The sequence below is a fragment of the Sphaerimonospora sp. CA-214678 genome (assembly GCF_050942215.1).
Classification (GTDB): domain Bacteria; phylum Actinomycetota; class Actinomycetes; order Streptosporangiales; family Streptosporangiaceae; genus Sphaerimonospora.
Genome location: NZ_CP192056.1, coordinates 4,674,112 through 4,687,219 on the forward strand (window position 1 = coordinate 4,674,112; position 13,108 = coordinate 4,687,219).

A 13,108-nucleotide genomic window follows, 5' to 3' on the forward strand; every position below is an offset into this window, starting at 1 on the left:
GTCTCCCGCGTCCTCTCAATGCCGGGCTCCCCGTTAAGGTGCAGTGCCGGTCTTCGATCGAAGCGCCCGGTTCCTTCCGTACGGCTGTGCCGTACCGACCGGGGGCCACTACCGAGGACCGGCCCTCTCACGCCGCGGGATCATGCATGCGGCTTACGTTCGGACGCGGGGCTTGTCTGTCGGGTGGGGCAGGCCGACATGCCTGCCCTCCCCTCGGCTATTCAGTTATGTCACAAGTTCCGCCGGCGCGCGGCGTTCGCTCCGGCCTCTCGCCGTGGCCGCTCGCGCTGGGCGGTCGTCCTGCCGGACCCATTGTGGCCCGCCATGAGAAAGGAGCGACGAAGGATCGCCGCTCCTTTCCACATTATCGGCGCAGGCCAAGACGCTCGATGAGGGACCGGTAGCGGGCGATGTCCTTCGCCTGCAGGTACTTCAGCAGCCGGCGGCGACGGCCGACCAGCAGAAGCAGCCCCCGGCGGCTGTGGTGGTCGTGCTTGTGGACCTTCAGGTGCTCGGTCAGATCACTGATGCGCTTGCTCAGCAGTGCGATCTGAACCTCCGGGGAGCCGGTGTCTCCCTCGCCGGTGGCGTACTCGCCGATGATGGCCTTGGTGGTGGTCGCGTCGAGCGACACTGTTTCTCCTTCTGGTGAGAGGCACGCACGACATCGGAGCCCGCGAACGACCGTGCGTGCCTACAGTCGCCGTGACCGGCCGGCCCGGTGGCCCGCCATGCCCGTCGGACATGACAGCACCCGAACATGGCTGACTTGCAAGGCTACCACCGAGTCGCGGCACCCCGCACAACCCCGGCACGGGCCCACGCCCCGTCGAGGGCGGGCCGCCGCCGGCCGTCAGGCCGTGACCTCGCGGGCGCGGGCGACGTCCCGGTGCATCTGCTCGATCAACGCCTCGACCGAGTCGAACCGCAGCGTGTCCCGGAGCCGCTCGGCGAAGTCGACCGCCACATGCACGCCATAGAGGTCCAGGTCGTCCCGGTCCAGCGCGTACGCCTCGACCGTGCGCTCCACCCCGTCGAATGTCGGGTTCGTCCCGATGGAGATGGCGGCCGGCCAGCGCTGCCCCGCCGGCTCCGAGGACGCCTCGACGCACTGCAGCCAGCCGGCGTAGACGCCCTCGGCCGGAATGGCGGTGAACGGCGGCGACTCGACGTTCGCCGTGGGGAAACCGAGCGCCCGGCCTCGCTGGTGACCGCGGACGACCACGCCCTCGACCCGATGCGGACGCCCCAGCGCCGCGGCGGCGCTCGCGACGTCGCCTGCGGTCAGTCGTTCCCGGATGAACGTGGAGGAAATGGTGCCGCCGTCGCTGACCAGCGGCACGCCGACCGCGACGAAGTCGTACTTCTCCCCCAGCGTACGCAACGTCTCCACGTCACCGGAGGCCTTGTGCCCGAAGCGGAAGTTCTCCCCCACCACGACCCCCGCCGCGTGCAGCCGGTCCACCAGGGCCGTCTGCACGAACTCGTCGGGTGACATCCGCGAGAACTCCAGCGTGAACGGCAGCACGCACACCGCGTCGACGCCCAGTGCGGCGAGCAACTCGGCCTGCCGGTGCAGCGTGGTGAGCCGCAGCGGGTGGGTGCCCGGCCGGACGACCTCGTCCGGATGCGGGTCGAAGGTGACGACGACCGCGGGAAGACCGAGTTCACGGGCCATGCCCACCGTCTGCGTCACCATCCGCTGATGACCGAGGTGTACGCCGTCGAACACGCCGATCGTGACGACGGACCTGCCCCAGTCCTCGGGGACGTCACCCAGTCCGTGCCAGCTCTGCACTTCGACCTCGATTCCTGTACGGCTCGGCAAACCGGCAGTAGACAAGACTGCCATGCCGCTGAGCGTGCATTGATGTCAGGGCGCGAAAACCACCAGGGGCCTGGCCGTGCCACCGCGTTCCTCGACCAGGGCGAGCAGCGTGCCCTCCGGACCGAAGACCCCGACGGGGCCGGGTCCGAGCCCTGCCGCGGGCAGGCGACCGCCGTGCGCGACCAGCCTGGCGTCCTGTGCCGTCACGTCCCTGCGGGGGAACGCGGCGGCCACGGCCTCCGCGATCGGCATGATCACGCACTCCCTGGCGAGCTCGTCGATCGTCCGGGCCGAGGCCAGGCCGTACGGTCCGACCCGGATGCGCCGGAGGCGGGTGAGGTGGCCGCCGACCCCGAGGGCGGCGCCGAGGTCCCGGGCCAGCGCCCGGATGTAGGTCCCACTGGAGCAGGTGACGGTGGCGTCGACGTCCACGACTTCCGTGGTGTCGTCGGCGGTCTCCACGCGGGTCCGGCGGATCGCGGCGACCGCGAACTCGCTGACGGTGACCGGCCTGGCGGCGAGCTCGACCTCCTCGCCGGCCCTGGCCCGCTTGTAGGCCCGTTCACCGTTGACCTTGATCGCGCTCACCTGCGGGGGGACCTGCATGATCTTCCCCGTGAGCGCGGCGACGCCCCGGTGCACCTCCTCCGCCGTCACCCGACCGGCGGGGGTGACCGCGATGATCTCCCCCTCGGCGTCGTCGGTATTGGTGGTCATGCCGAGCCGGATCGTGGCCTCGTAGACCTTCTCCGTCAGCGCGAGGTGCCCGAGGAGACGGGTGGCCTTCTCCACGCCGACGACGAGCACGCCGGTGGCCATCGGGTCGAGCGTGCCGGCGTGGCCCACCTTGCGGGTCCCGGCGATGCCGCGCATCTTGCCGACGACGTCGTGCGAGGTCCAGTCAGCGGGCTTGTCCACGATGATCAGCCCGCTCGGCGGCGGAGTTCTGCGGGGCCTTGCCGTACTCATGAACGGGTCCAATGCGAGATCGGGAACGTGAGACATGCCGGTCGAGCTGCACCCCGGCGGGTTTCCGCGGGATCGGCGGCGCGGGGACCTCGGGCGACCTCACCGGCGAGACCTGGCGAGGTCACTGCGGGGTGGGGGCGAGGAGCGAGCGCAGGGAGGCGATCGTCTCCTGCGGGGGGAGCCTGGAGGAGAAGCCGGCCGCGCGGCTGTGACCGCCGCCGCCCAGCTCGACGCAGGCCCGGCCCACGTCGACCGCGCCCTTCGAGCGGGTGGAGACGTTCCAGATCCCCTCGTCGTCCTCCTTGAGCACCACGGCCACGTCCGCCTCGTCGACCCGGCGGATGACGTCGATCACACCCTCCACCTCGTCGTACGGCAGGCCGTCGAGCACCCGGTCGGCGTGGGTGACGTAGGTCCAGACGAGTCCGTGGCCGGCCGCCGCCGACCGGTCGAGCGCGACCCGGCCGAGCGCCGCGCCGAGCAACCGCAGATAGGCGAACGGCGAGCGGTCCCACAGTTCCCTGGCGATCTCGTCGGGTCTGATCCCGGCGGCGATGAGCCGCCCCGCCATCGCGTGCGCCGCCGGGGTCGTCGCCGAATAGCGGAAGGAGCCCGTGTCGGTCACCAAACCCGTGTAGAGGCACGTCGCCACGTCCCTGCCGACCGGCAGGGACAGCCGGTGGATGAGCTCCTCGGTCAGGACGGCGGTGGCCGCGGCCGAGGGATCGACCAGGTGCAGCGATCCGAACCCGGTGTTGGACACGTGGTGGTCGATCACGATCAGTTCGCCGGCTCTGCCCGCGCTGGGGGCGAGCAGGCCGAGCCGCTCCATGGTGGAGGCGTCGAACGTGAGCATCAGATCCGGCTCGGCCGGGTAGGCCGCCGGCTCCACCAGCAGTTCCTGACCGGGCAGGAACCGCAGCAGGCGTGGTACGGCGAAGCAGCGGTCGCCGAACGACGCGACCACCTTCTTCCCGCTCCCGGCCAGCGCGAGGCCGAAGCCGAGCATCGAGCCGAGGGCGTCTCCATCGGGGGAGACATGGCACGCGAGCGCGACGCGGTCGGCAGCGCGGACCAGCTCGATCGCCCGCTCCCAGTCCGCGGCCCCGATGGTGGTGTCGATCGTCGTCACCTCGCCCGGTGCCCCGCCGAGGGTTCGTCCTCACTGTCCTCGTCGGCGTCGGACTCGCCGGCCAGCTCCTCGTCGAACCGGTAGGGGTCGGCGTCCCCGGCGAACTGGGCGCTCTCGGCCTGCCTGGCGATCTCCGCGTCCCTGGCCCGCGCCGCCGCGAACAGGTCGTCCATGTGACGGGCGCTGTCGGGCAGCGGGTCGTGGACGAACGTGAGCGTCGGGGTGTGCCGCAATCCGGTCTGCCGTCCGACCTCGGACCGGATGATCCCCTTGGCGCTCTCCAGCGCGGTGGCGGTCGCGGCCCGCTCGGCCTCCGAGCCGAAGACCGTGTAATAGACCGTCGCGTCCCCCAGGTCGGCGGTGATCCGCGCGTCGGTCACCGTGACGAACCCGAGCCGCGGATCCTTGATCCGTCGCTCCAGCATCTCGGCGACGACCTGCTGGATGCGGTCGGCCAGCTTTCTGGCGCGCGCTGCGTCCATGCTCACGCTCCCTCGTTCACTGTACGGCTGACGCGCCGGCTCGGCCGGCTTATTCCTCGTGGTCGTTGAAGAGCCGCTGCCGTACCGACAGCAGCTCGATCTCGGGGTGGAAGGCGACCAGGCGCTCGCACGAACCGAGCACAGCGTCGCAGTTCGCGGCCGATGCCGAGACCACCGCGATGCCGATCTCCGCTCGGCGGTGCAGATCGAGGTGGCCGGTCTCGGCCACCGCGACGCCGGGGAAGCGCCGCTGCAGTTCCGCGATCAGCGGGCGGATCACGGACCGCTTCTGCTTCAGCGAACGCACGTCGCCGAGCAGGATGTCCAGAGTAAGTGCCCCAATGTACATGGATGTCTTGCCGCGTGCGACGTCCGGCCGCCGCCCCCGTGATGGCACGGGGGCGGCGGAACGCACGTCAGACGCGCGGCTTCTCCCGCATCTCGAACGTCTCGATGACGTCCTCGATCTTGAGGTCGCTGTAGCCGATGCCGATACCGCACTCGAAGCCCTCTCGGACCTCGGTCGCGTCGTCCTTGAACCGGCGCAGCGACGAGACGGTCAGGTTGTCGGCCACGACGACGCCGTCGCGGATGAGACGGGCCTTGCTGTTGCGGGTGATCGTGCCCGAGCGGACCACGGAACCGGCCACGTTGCCGATCTTCGGGACCTTGAAGATCTCGCGGATCTCGGCGGTGCCCGTACGGACCTCCTCGAACTCCGGCTTCAGCATGCCCTTGAGGGCCGCCTCGATCTCCTCGATCGCCTGGTAGATGACCGAGTAGTACCGGATGTCGACGCCCTCGCGCTCGGCCAGGTCGCGCGCCCGCACCTCGGGTCGCACGTTGAAGCCGATGATGACCGCGTTGTCGTCGGCCATCGCCAGGTTGACGTCGTACTCGGTGATGGCGCCCACCGCGCGGTGCAGCACGCGGAGGCTGACCTCCTCGCCGACGTCGATCTTGAGCAGCGCGTCCTCAAGGGCCTCGACCGAACCGGAGACGTCACCCTTGATGATGAGCTTGAGCTCGTTGACCTGGCCCTTCTCGAGGTCCTTGAACAGCTCCTCGAGGGTGCGGCGACGGCCGGACTTGGCCATGTCGGCGATGCGCTGCCGGGCCGCCCGCTGCTGGGCGATCTGGCGGGCCATCCGGTCGTCGGTCACGACGATGAAGTTGTCGCCCGCGCGCGGGACCGCGGTCAGACCGAGCACCAGGACCGGACGCGACGGATCGGCCTCTTCGACCGGCTTGCCGTTGTCGTCCAGCATCGCGCGGACGCGGCCGAAGGCCTCGCCGCAGACGATCGAGTCGCCGACCCGGAGCGTGCCGCGCTGCACGAGGACGGTGGCCACGGGACCGCGGCCCTTGTCCAGGTGCGCCTCGATGGCCAGGCCCTGGGCGTCCATGTCCGGGTTGGCCCGCAGGTCGAGCTCGGCGTCCGCGGTCAGCAGGATGGCCTCGAGCAGGCTGTCGATGCCGATGCCCTGCTTGGCGGAGATGTCCACGAACAGCGTGGAACCGCCGAACTCCTCGGCCACCAGGCCGTACTCGGTGAGCTGCGCCCGGACCTTGGTCGGGTCGGCGCCCTCCTTGTCGATCTTGTTGACCGCGACGACGACCGGCACGTCGGCCGCCTGGGCGTGGTTGAGCGCCTCGATCGTCTGCGGCTTCACACCGTCGTCGGCCGCGACCACGAGCACCGCGATGTCGGTGGCCTTCGCACCGCGGGCACGCATGGCGGTGAACGCCTCGTGACCCGGGGTGTCGATGAAGGTGACCTTCCGCTGCTCGCCCTCATGCGTGGTCGACACCTGGTAGGCGCCGATGTGCTGGGTGATGCCGCCGGCCTCGCGGGCCGCGACGTTGGTGTGCCGGATCGCGTCGAGGGTCCTCGTCTTACCGTGGTCGACGTGGCCCATGACGGTCACGACCGGCGGACGCGGCGCGAGGTCGGCCTCGTCGCCCTCATCCTCACCAAACTCGATCTTGAAGGACTCGAGCAGCTCCCGGTCCTCCTCCTCGGGGCTGACGACCTGGACGTTGTAGTCCAGCTCGGCGCCGAGAAGCTGCAGGGTCTCCTCGTTGACCGACTGGGTCGCGGTCACCATCTCGCCCAGGTGCAGCATGATCTGCACAAGCGAGGCGGGGTTAGCGCCGATCCGGTCGGCGAAGTCGGACAGGGACGCGCCGCGCGGAAGGCGGATCGTCTGCCCGCCGCCACGCGGGACCTGCACGCCGCCGATCGACGGCGCCTGCATGTTGTCGAACTCTTGACGCCGCTGGCGCTTCGACTTACGGCCACGGGCCGGACGACCGCCCGGACGTCCGAACGCGCCCGCCGTACCACCACCGCGGCCGCGGCCGCCGCCACCGGGACGGCCGGCGAACCCGCCGCCACCGCCACCCGGCCCGCCGCCGGCGCCACCGGGACGGCCTGCGCCGGCACCCGGCCGGGGACCGCCGAACCCACCGCCGGGACGGCCACCGCCACCGGGACGACCCGCGCCACCGGGAGCGGGACGGCCACCTGCGCCCGGACGACCGCCCGGGGCCGCCGGACGACCCTGCGGCATCATCATCGGGTTGGGACGCGGACCGCCGGGACGCGGACCGCCTGCGCCGGGACCGGGACGCGGACCGCCCATGCCCGGACCCGGGCGCGGACCGGCGGGACCCGGACGAGGCCCTCCCGCACCCGGAGCGCCGGAACGAGCGGTGGGCGGACGCGGAATGGCGCCGTCCCTCGCTCCATCGCGGCGGGGCTCGCGGGGACCGCGGTCGCCGCCGGACCGGTCTCCCCGTTCGCCGCCGTCACGGCCCGGCCGCGCGGGACGCTGCCCCATGCCGCTGGCGTTCGAGGAGAACGGGTTGTTGCCCGGACGCGGGCCACGGGGACCCGGCTTGGGCGCACCGGTGCGCGGCGCGCCGCCTCCCGGCGTACCGCCACCGGACGGCGCACCCGGACGCGGGCCGGGCCGGGGACCCGGCTTGGGCACCGCCGGACCCGGACGCGGGCCGGACGCCGCCGCCGGACGCTGCGCCTCGGGGCGGGGAGCCTCGGGACGCGGGGCGTCCGGGCGCGGCGCGCGCGGACGGGCGGGCTCAGGACGCGCGGCCTCGGGCTGCGGGGCCTGATGAGTCGGATGAGGCATCGGAACCGGCCGCGGGGCCGGGCGCGGGCCGGGCTTCGGAACCGGTCTCGCCGCGGTGTCCGCCGGCTGGGCCGCGCCCCCGGACTGGGCCGCGCCTGTCGGCTTGAAGGGGGACGGCGCCTGCGACGCGCCGCCACCGGCCGGACTCTCCGCCGGCCTCGGCGCAGGCTTCGGCTGCGCCGGACGTGGGGACGGCCTGCCGCCGCCCTTGGAGGCGTCGCCCTTACCGAACGCCTCTGTCAGCTTACGGACGACCGGCGCCTCGATCGTGGAAGACGCCGACCTCACGAACTCGCCCATCTCGGTGAGCTTGGCCATCACGACCTTGCTCTCGACCCCGAACTCCTTGGCGAGCTCGTATACCCGGACCTTCGCCACTGCACTCCCTAACTCGGTCCGGGAGCCTTGCAGTGCCGCCGGACCGTCGCTAACTGAACGTACTCATCGCCGCGTGCTCATCAGGCGCTCATGGCAATCTGACTCCGCCCATCAACTCGGCGTCCTACTTGACGATTTCTTCGTGCCCGGCCCCGGGTGACCGAAGCCGAACGGTAACCGTTCACCCGGCGCTATCCGACGTCGAGCCCCTCCAGGTGAACCCGCAGAGCACTCAGATCGAGCGATCCCTGTGCGCGAAACGCACGAGGGAACGCCCGGCGGCGCTCGGCGAGCTCCAGACAGCGCGGGGACGGGTGCAGTGACGCACCACGTCCCGGGAGCCGTCCTCCCGGATCCGGGATGACGACGCCCTCGACCACCACCAGGCGGAGCAACTCGGACTTTGCCGTGCGAACCCGGCAACCCACGCACGTTCTCAACGGGGCTGCCTGGCAACCATATTCCAGCTTACCGTGCCGACGCATCAGCGGGATCTGCCGGTGCCTCCTGGACATCCGGGCGAATGTCGATGCGCCAGCCGGTGAGCCGCGCGGCGAGGCGGGCGTTCTGCCCCTCCTTGCCGATCGCCAGCGACAACTGGTAGTCGGGCACGGTGACCCGGGCCATCCGGCCGTTGGGGTCGATTACCTCGACTCGGGAAACACGCGCGGGCGACAGGGCATTCCCGACGAACTCCGCCGGATCCTCCGACCAGTCGATGATGTCGATCTTCTCGCCGTGCAGTTCGGTCATCACGTTCCGCACCCGGGATCCCATCGGGCCGATGCATGCGCCCTTGGCGTTCACACCCGGCCTGCGGGACCTGACCGCGATCTTGGTGCGGTGACCGGCCTCGCGGGCGATGGCGGCGATCTCCACGGTGCCGTCGGCGATCTCGGGCACCTCCAGCGCGAAGAGCTTCTTCACCAGGTTGGGATGCGTACGCGACAGGGTGACCGAGGGGCCCTTCGGTCCCTTCTTGACCTGGACCACGTAGCAGCGGATGCGTTCCCCGTGCTGGTACTCCTCACCGGGGACCTGCTCGTTGTGCGGGAGGATCGCCTCGATCTTGCCCAGGTCGACCAGCACGACCCTGGGGTCCTTGCCCTGCTGGATGATTCCGGCTACCAGCTCACCCTCGCGGCTGGCGAACTCGCCGAAATTGATCTCGTCCTCGGCGTCACGGAGCTGCTGGAGGATCACCTGCTTGGCGGTCGTGGCGGCGATCCGGCTGAAATTGCCCGGGGTGTCGTCGTACTCCCTGGCGACCTCGCCGTTCTCATCGAGCTCGGCGGCCCAGATGCTGACGTGGCCGGAGACGCGGTCGAGCTCGGCCCGAGCCTTCGGCGCCGCGCCCTCGGTCCGGAAATACGCGATCAGGAGCGCGTCCTCGATCGCCTTGACGACCAGGTCGAAGGAGATGTCCTTCTCCCGCTCCAGGCTGCGCAGGACGCTCATGTCAATGTCCACAAGGCTCCCCCTTAGCCCTCGTCGTCGATGTCGTCGATGTCGTAACCGTCGTCGGGACCGGCCGGCCGGTTGAACTCCACCTGCACCCGGCCGCGGATCAGCTCGTCGAACGCGATGCGGCGCGTCCCGTCCAGCTCCACGCCGGACTCGTCCGTCCCGGTCACGCGCCCTTCCACGGTCGTGCCGTCCCGCATCTCCGCCTTCACCAGCCGGGTTCGTGCCCGGCGCCAGTGGCGCGGCTCGGTCAACGGCCTGTCCACTCCGGGGGAGCTGACCTCCAGGACGTACGGCCCCGTGCCGAGAGCGTCCGACTCGTCCAGCCGCTTGGAGACCGTCTGGCTCACCTCGGCCACGTCGTCCAGTGTGACGCCGCCGTCGCGGTCCACGATCACGCGTACGAGCCGCCGCCTGCCCGCCGGGACGATCTTCACGTCCTCCAGGTCGAGCCCTTTCTCGGCGACCACCGGGCCGAGCAGCTCCACCAGACGGCCGCGTCGAGGGTCTCCGCCCATGTCGACCTCCCCTTCACTGGTGTACCTCGCCCGATGTGCCAACAGCCTATCGACATCACGGGACGGAAATAGCGCCATGCCCGAACGGCGAGCCGACACGGGCCCGACCATCATCACCGAGCGGTGACTTATGGGCGGCGCGCCGTACGATGCTACGACGACGTCGGCCGGGCCGGGTGCGCCCACGAGGGGATGCCGGCTCGGCGGCGTAGACGGACGGAAAAGAAATCGGCGGAGGACTTGGTCGTGGAACGGAGCGGCGGAGCACGCGTGACCAGGCGCGTGCTGCTGAGCGCCACGGCGGCGGGACTGGCCGTCACCGCCGCCGGCTGCTCGTCCGATTCGTCCGAACCGCCCGCGCCGAAGCCGCCGGACCCTCAGGCGGTGCTGCTGGGCTCGCTGATCGGCGACAAGGAGCGGCTGGTCGCGCTCTACCAGCGGGCCGCTCTCGGTTCTGCCGGGACGGCCGCCGCGCTCGAACCGTTCCGGCAACGGCACGTCGCCCATCTGGCGGCCCTGCGCGAACTGCTGCCTGCCGGTGCGGAGACCGGCCCCTCGTCTCCTGGCGCGTCCTCGCCCTCGGCGGGATCCCCCTCGCCGGCAGAGGGGTCCGCGCCCGCGGAGAAACCCGTGCCGGTCGGCAGGCTCCGCGACGCCGAACGCCGGGCTGCGGCAGCGCGGCCACGCCAGATGGCCGGTGCCTCCCCCGTCCTCGCGCAACTGCTGGCCAGCATCGGCGCGTGCGAGGCCGTACACGCCGTCGCGCTCGGGAGCCTGCGTGTCTGACCCGGCCATCGCACGACCGACCAGAACAGAACCGGCCAGCACAGAACCGGCCGTCGCCGCTGCCACGGCCGGCTCGGGCGACGCCCTCACCCGGGCACTGGCGGCCGAGTACGCCGCCGTGTACGCCTACGGGGTGATCGGCGGGAAGACCGCGGGCAGGCTCCGCTCGCTGGCCGCGGGCGGGTTCGACGCCCATCGAGCGCGGCGCGACCAGCTCCGCTCGCTGATCTCGCGGCGGAGCGGGTCGCCGGCGGAGCCCGGGCCCGCCTACCGCCTGCCGTTCGAGGTGCGGACCCCGGCCGACGCGGTCCGCCTGGCCGTGCTCGTGGAGGGGCGCCTGATCACCGCCTACCTGGAGCTCGCCGCCGACCGCGACCCGTCGCTGCGCCGGCTCGCCGCGCTGGCCGCCCAGGAGTGCGCCACCCGGGCGTACGGCTGGCAGCCGTCGATCAGCGCGTTCCCCGGCATGCCCGGCCGGGCGGAACCCGGCGCCCCGGCAGCCGGGGGCACGCCGTCCCCGTCCCCGTCAAAGCCGAACGGCTGAACGGCCGGCCCTCCGGGGAAAGCACCGGGGAGGCCGGGAGATCACGCCTGAGGGGTGGGGCGGCAGGCGAGCAGGACGCGGTCGACGGCCTCCCCGACGGGGACCTCCTCCTTCGTCCCGCTCACCCGGTCGCGCAGCTCCACGACCCCCTGGGCCAGCCCGCGGCCGACGATCAGGATGGTCGGCATGCCGAGCAGCTCGGCGTCCTTGAACTTGACGCCGGGCGACACCCCGGAGCGGTCGTCGACCATGACCCGCAGGCCGCGCGCCTCCATCTCCTCGGCGAGACCGCTGGCGACCTCGATCTGGTTCTCCTTGCCGGTGCCGACGATGTGGACGTCGACCGGGGCCACCTCGCGGGGCCACACCAGGCCGAGCCCGTCGTGGCGCTGCTCGGCGAGCACGGCCACCGCCCGGGAGACGCCGACGCCGTACGAGCCCATCGTGATCCGGATGGGCTTGCCGTCGGGTCCGAGTGCGTCGAGCCCGGCCGCGTCGGCGTACTTGCGGCCGAGCTGGAAGATGTGGCCGATCTCGATGCCGCGGTCGATGGACAGGGGCTGACCGCAGCGGGGGCAGGCGTCCCCGGCGCGCACCTCCGCCGCCTCGATCGTGCCGTCGGGCTCGAAGTCCCGGCCGGCGACCACATGGGCGGCGTGCTTGCCGTGCAGGTTCGCGCCCGTCACCCACGCGGAGCCGTCGACCACGCGGGGGTCCACCAGGTAGGTGATGCCGAGCGCCTTGAGCACCTGCGGCCCGATGTAGCCGCGTACGAGCCCCGGGTACCGGGCGAAGTCCTCCGCCTCGAAGATCTCCGGGACGCCGGGCGACAGGGCCGCCTCCAGGCGCTTGAAGTCGACCTCGCGATCACCGGGGACGCCGATGACCAGCGGCTTGATCTCGTCGGATCCGGGCGTACGAACCTTCACCACGATGTTCTTGAGCGTGTCCGCCGCGGTGATCCCGAGGCCGAACCGCTCGTTGACGTAGGCGACCAGCGACTCGATGGTCGAGGTGCCGGGCGTGTCCATGATCCGGACGGGCGGCTGCGACGCGGTGACGGCCGGCGGCGCGGGGGTGACGACGGCCTCGGCGTTGGCGGCGTACCCGCAGTCGTGGCAGGACACGAACGCGTCCTCCCCGGTCGGGCAGGGCGCGAGGAACTCCTCGGAGGCCGAGCCGCCCATCGCGCCGGACATCGCGAAGCAGATCCGGTAGTCGATGCCGAGCCGGTCGAAGATCCGGATGTAGGCGTCCCTGTGCATCTCGTAGGAGCGCTTCAGCCCGTCGTCGTCCAGGTCGAAGGAGTAGGAGTCCTTCATGACGAACTCGCGACCGCGGAGGATGCCCGCCCTGGGCCGGGCCTCGTCGCGGTACTTCGTCTGGATCTGGTAGAGGGTCACCGGATAGTCCTTGTAGGAGGAGTACTCCCCCTTGACCATGTCGGTGAACATCTCCTCGTGGGTCGGCCCGAGCAGATAGTCGGCGCCCTTGCGGTCCTTCAGCCGGAACAGCGTGTCGCCGTACTCGGTCCAGCGGCCGGTGGGCTCGTAGTAGTCGCGGGGCAGCAGCGCGGGGAAGTGCACCTCCTGGGCGCCCATCCGGTTCATCTCCTCGCGCACGACCCGGGTGACGTTCTCCAGGACGATCTTGCCGAGCGGCAGCCAGGAGTAGATGCCGGGCGCGACCCGGCGGATGTACCCGGCGCGCACGAGCAGCTTGTGGCTCGGCACTTCCGCGTCCGCCGGATCCTCACGCAGCGTGCGTAGGAACAGGGTCGACATACGCAGTAGCACGGCTACTCCTTGCTCGTGAGAGGTCTCGCGCGGTATCTCCTCGATCTTCCCGGAGACGG

At 71.4% G+C, this 13,108-nt stretch carries 13 protein-coding genes; 2 read left to right on the forward strand and 11 right to left on the reverse strand.

Annotation, left to right across the window (positions count from 1 at the left end):
- Window positions 1–364: 364 nt before the first annotated feature.
- The 10 genes from rpsO to rimP all read right to left on the reverse strand — a co-directional run bounded on the left by rpsO (window position 365) and on the right by rimP (window position 9,923).
- Window positions 365–634, reverse strand: coding sequence for a 30S ribosomal protein S15 (rpsO, locus tag ACQP1K_RS20940; RefSeq protein WP_055481646.1), 270 nt, complete (start codon window positions 632–634; stop codon window positions 365–367).
- Window positions 635–853: 219 nt separating this feature from the next.
- On the reverse strand, window positions 854–1,798 hold the full coding sequence (locus tag ACQP1K_RS20945) for a bifunctional riboflavin kinase/FAD synthetase (RefSeq protein ID WP_433501605.1): 945 nt from the start codon (window positions 1,796–1,798) through the stop codon (window positions 854–856).
- Between the two features lie 75 nt (window positions 1,799–1,873).
- Complete coding sequence (gene truB / locus ACQP1K_RS20950) at window positions 1,874–2,797, reverse strand: tRNA pseudouridine(55) synthase TruB (protein WP_433497403.1); 924 nt, start codon at window positions 2,795–2,797, stop codon at window positions 1,874–1,876.
- A 121-nt stretch (window positions 2,798–2,918) separates the two neighbouring features.
- A complete protein-coding gene (locus tag ACQP1K_RS20955) occupies window positions 2,919–3,929 on the reverse strand; it encodes a DHH family phosphoesterase (protein WP_433497404.1) in 1,011 nt (336 codons plus the stop codon).
- Window positions 3,926–4,411: a 30S ribosome-binding factor RbfA gene (gene rbfA / locus ACQP1K_RS20960; RefSeq protein ID WP_433497405.1), complete on the reverse strand. Its 486-nt coding sequence runs from the start codon at window positions 4,409–4,411 to the stop codon at window positions 3,926–3,928. Before rbfA ends, ACQP1K_RS20955 begins: the two co-directional genes overlap by 4 nt.
- Window positions 4,412–4,460: 49 nt before the next feature.
- On the reverse strand, window positions 4,461–4,760 hold the full coding sequence (locus tag ACQP1K_RS20965) for a DUF503 domain-containing protein (protein WP_433497406.1): 300 nt from the start codon (window positions 4,758–4,760) through the stop codon (window positions 4,461–4,463).
- Window positions 4,761–4,827: 67 nt separating this feature from the next.
- Window positions 4,828–7,941: a translation initiation factor IF-2 gene (gene infB, locus ACQP1K_RS20970; RefSeq protein WP_433497407.1), complete on the reverse strand. Its 3,114-nt coding sequence runs from the start codon at window positions 7,939–7,941 to the stop codon at window positions 4,828–4,830.
- Window positions 7,942–8,132: 191 nt separating this feature from the next.
- Window positions 8,133–8,456 (reverse strand): YlxR family protein, encoded by a 324-nt coding sequence (locus tag ACQP1K_RS20975; protein ID WP_433497408.1) that lies wholly within the window; start codon window positions 8,454–8,456, stop codon window positions 8,133–8,135.
- Window positions 8,410–9,399 carry a transcription termination factor NusA gene (gene nusA / locus ACQP1K_RS20980; protein WP_433497409.1) on the reverse strand — a complete coding sequence of 330 codons (990 nt, stop codon included), beginning with the start codon at window positions 9,397–9,399 and terminating at the stop codon, window positions 8,410–8,412. The genes ACQP1K_RS20975 and nusA overlap by 47 nt, the downstream gene beginning before the upstream one ends.
- Window positions 9,400–9,422: 23 nt before the next feature.
- Window positions 9,423–9,923 carry a ribosome maturation factor RimP gene (gene rimP / locus ACQP1K_RS20985; RefSeq protein WP_433497410.1) on the reverse strand — a complete coding sequence of 167 codons (501 nt, stop codon included), beginning with the start codon at window positions 9,921–9,923 and terminating at the stop codon, window positions 9,423–9,425.
- Between the two features lie 270 nt (window positions 9,924–10,193).
- Here rimP and ACQP1K_RS20990 point away from each other — a divergent pair, with 270 nt between their 5' ends.
- Together ACQP1K_RS20990 and ACQP1K_RS20995 are read left to right on the forward strand one after the other, a co-directional pair.
- Window positions 10,194–10,709 carry a hypothetical protein gene (locus ACQP1K_RS20990; RefSeq protein ID WP_433497411.1) on the forward strand — a complete coding sequence of 172 codons (516 nt, stop codon included), beginning with the start codon at window positions 10,194–10,196 and terminating at the stop codon, window positions 10,707–10,709.
- Entirely contained in the window at window positions 10,702–11,253 is a 552-nt protein-coding gene (locus ACQP1K_RS20995; protein WP_433497412.1) for a ferritin-like domain-containing protein, read from the forward strand. Before ACQP1K_RS20990 ends, ACQP1K_RS20995 begins: the two co-directional genes overlap by 8 nt.
- A gap of 41 nt (window positions 11,254–11,294) precedes the next feature.
- On the opposite strand, the gene ACQP1K_RS21000 is transcribed toward ACQP1K_RS20995, so the two are convergent.
- The gene (locus ACQP1K_RS21000) at window positions 11,295–13,049 is read right to left on the reverse strand and encodes a proline--tRNA ligase (RefSeq protein ID WP_433497413.1); all 1,755 of its coding nucleotides are present in this window, start codon (window positions 13,047–13,049) and stop codon (window positions 11,295–11,297) included.
- Between the last annotated feature and the right edge of the window lie 59 nt (window positions 13,050–13,108).

Bases quoted from the DNA above. Each gene is read 5' to 3' on its own strand.
- nusA (WP_433497409.1), bottom strand. From the start codon at position 9,399: ATGAGCGTCCTGCGCAGCCTGGAGCGGGAGAAGGACATCTCCTTCGAC.
- ACQP1K_RS20965 (WP_433497406.1), bottom strand. From the start codon at position 4,760: ATGTACATTGGGGCACTTACTCTGGACATCCTGCTCGGCGACGTGCGT.
- ACQP1K_RS20975 (WP_433497408.1), bottom strand. From the start codon at position 8,456: ATGTCCAGGAGGCACCGGCAGATCCCGCTGATGCGTCGGCACGGTAAG.
- truB (WP_433497403.1), bottom strand. From the start codon at position 2,797: ATGAGTACGGCAAGGCCCCGCAGAACTCCGCCGCCGAGCGGGCTGATC.
- rimP (WP_433497410.1), bottom strand. From the start codon at position 9,923: ATGGGCGGAGACCCTCGACGCGGCCGTCTGGTGGAGCTGCTCGGCCCG.
- rbfA (WP_433497405.1), bottom strand. From the start codon at position 4,411: ATGGACGCAGCGCGCGCCAGAAAGCTGGCCGACCGCATCCAGCAGGTC.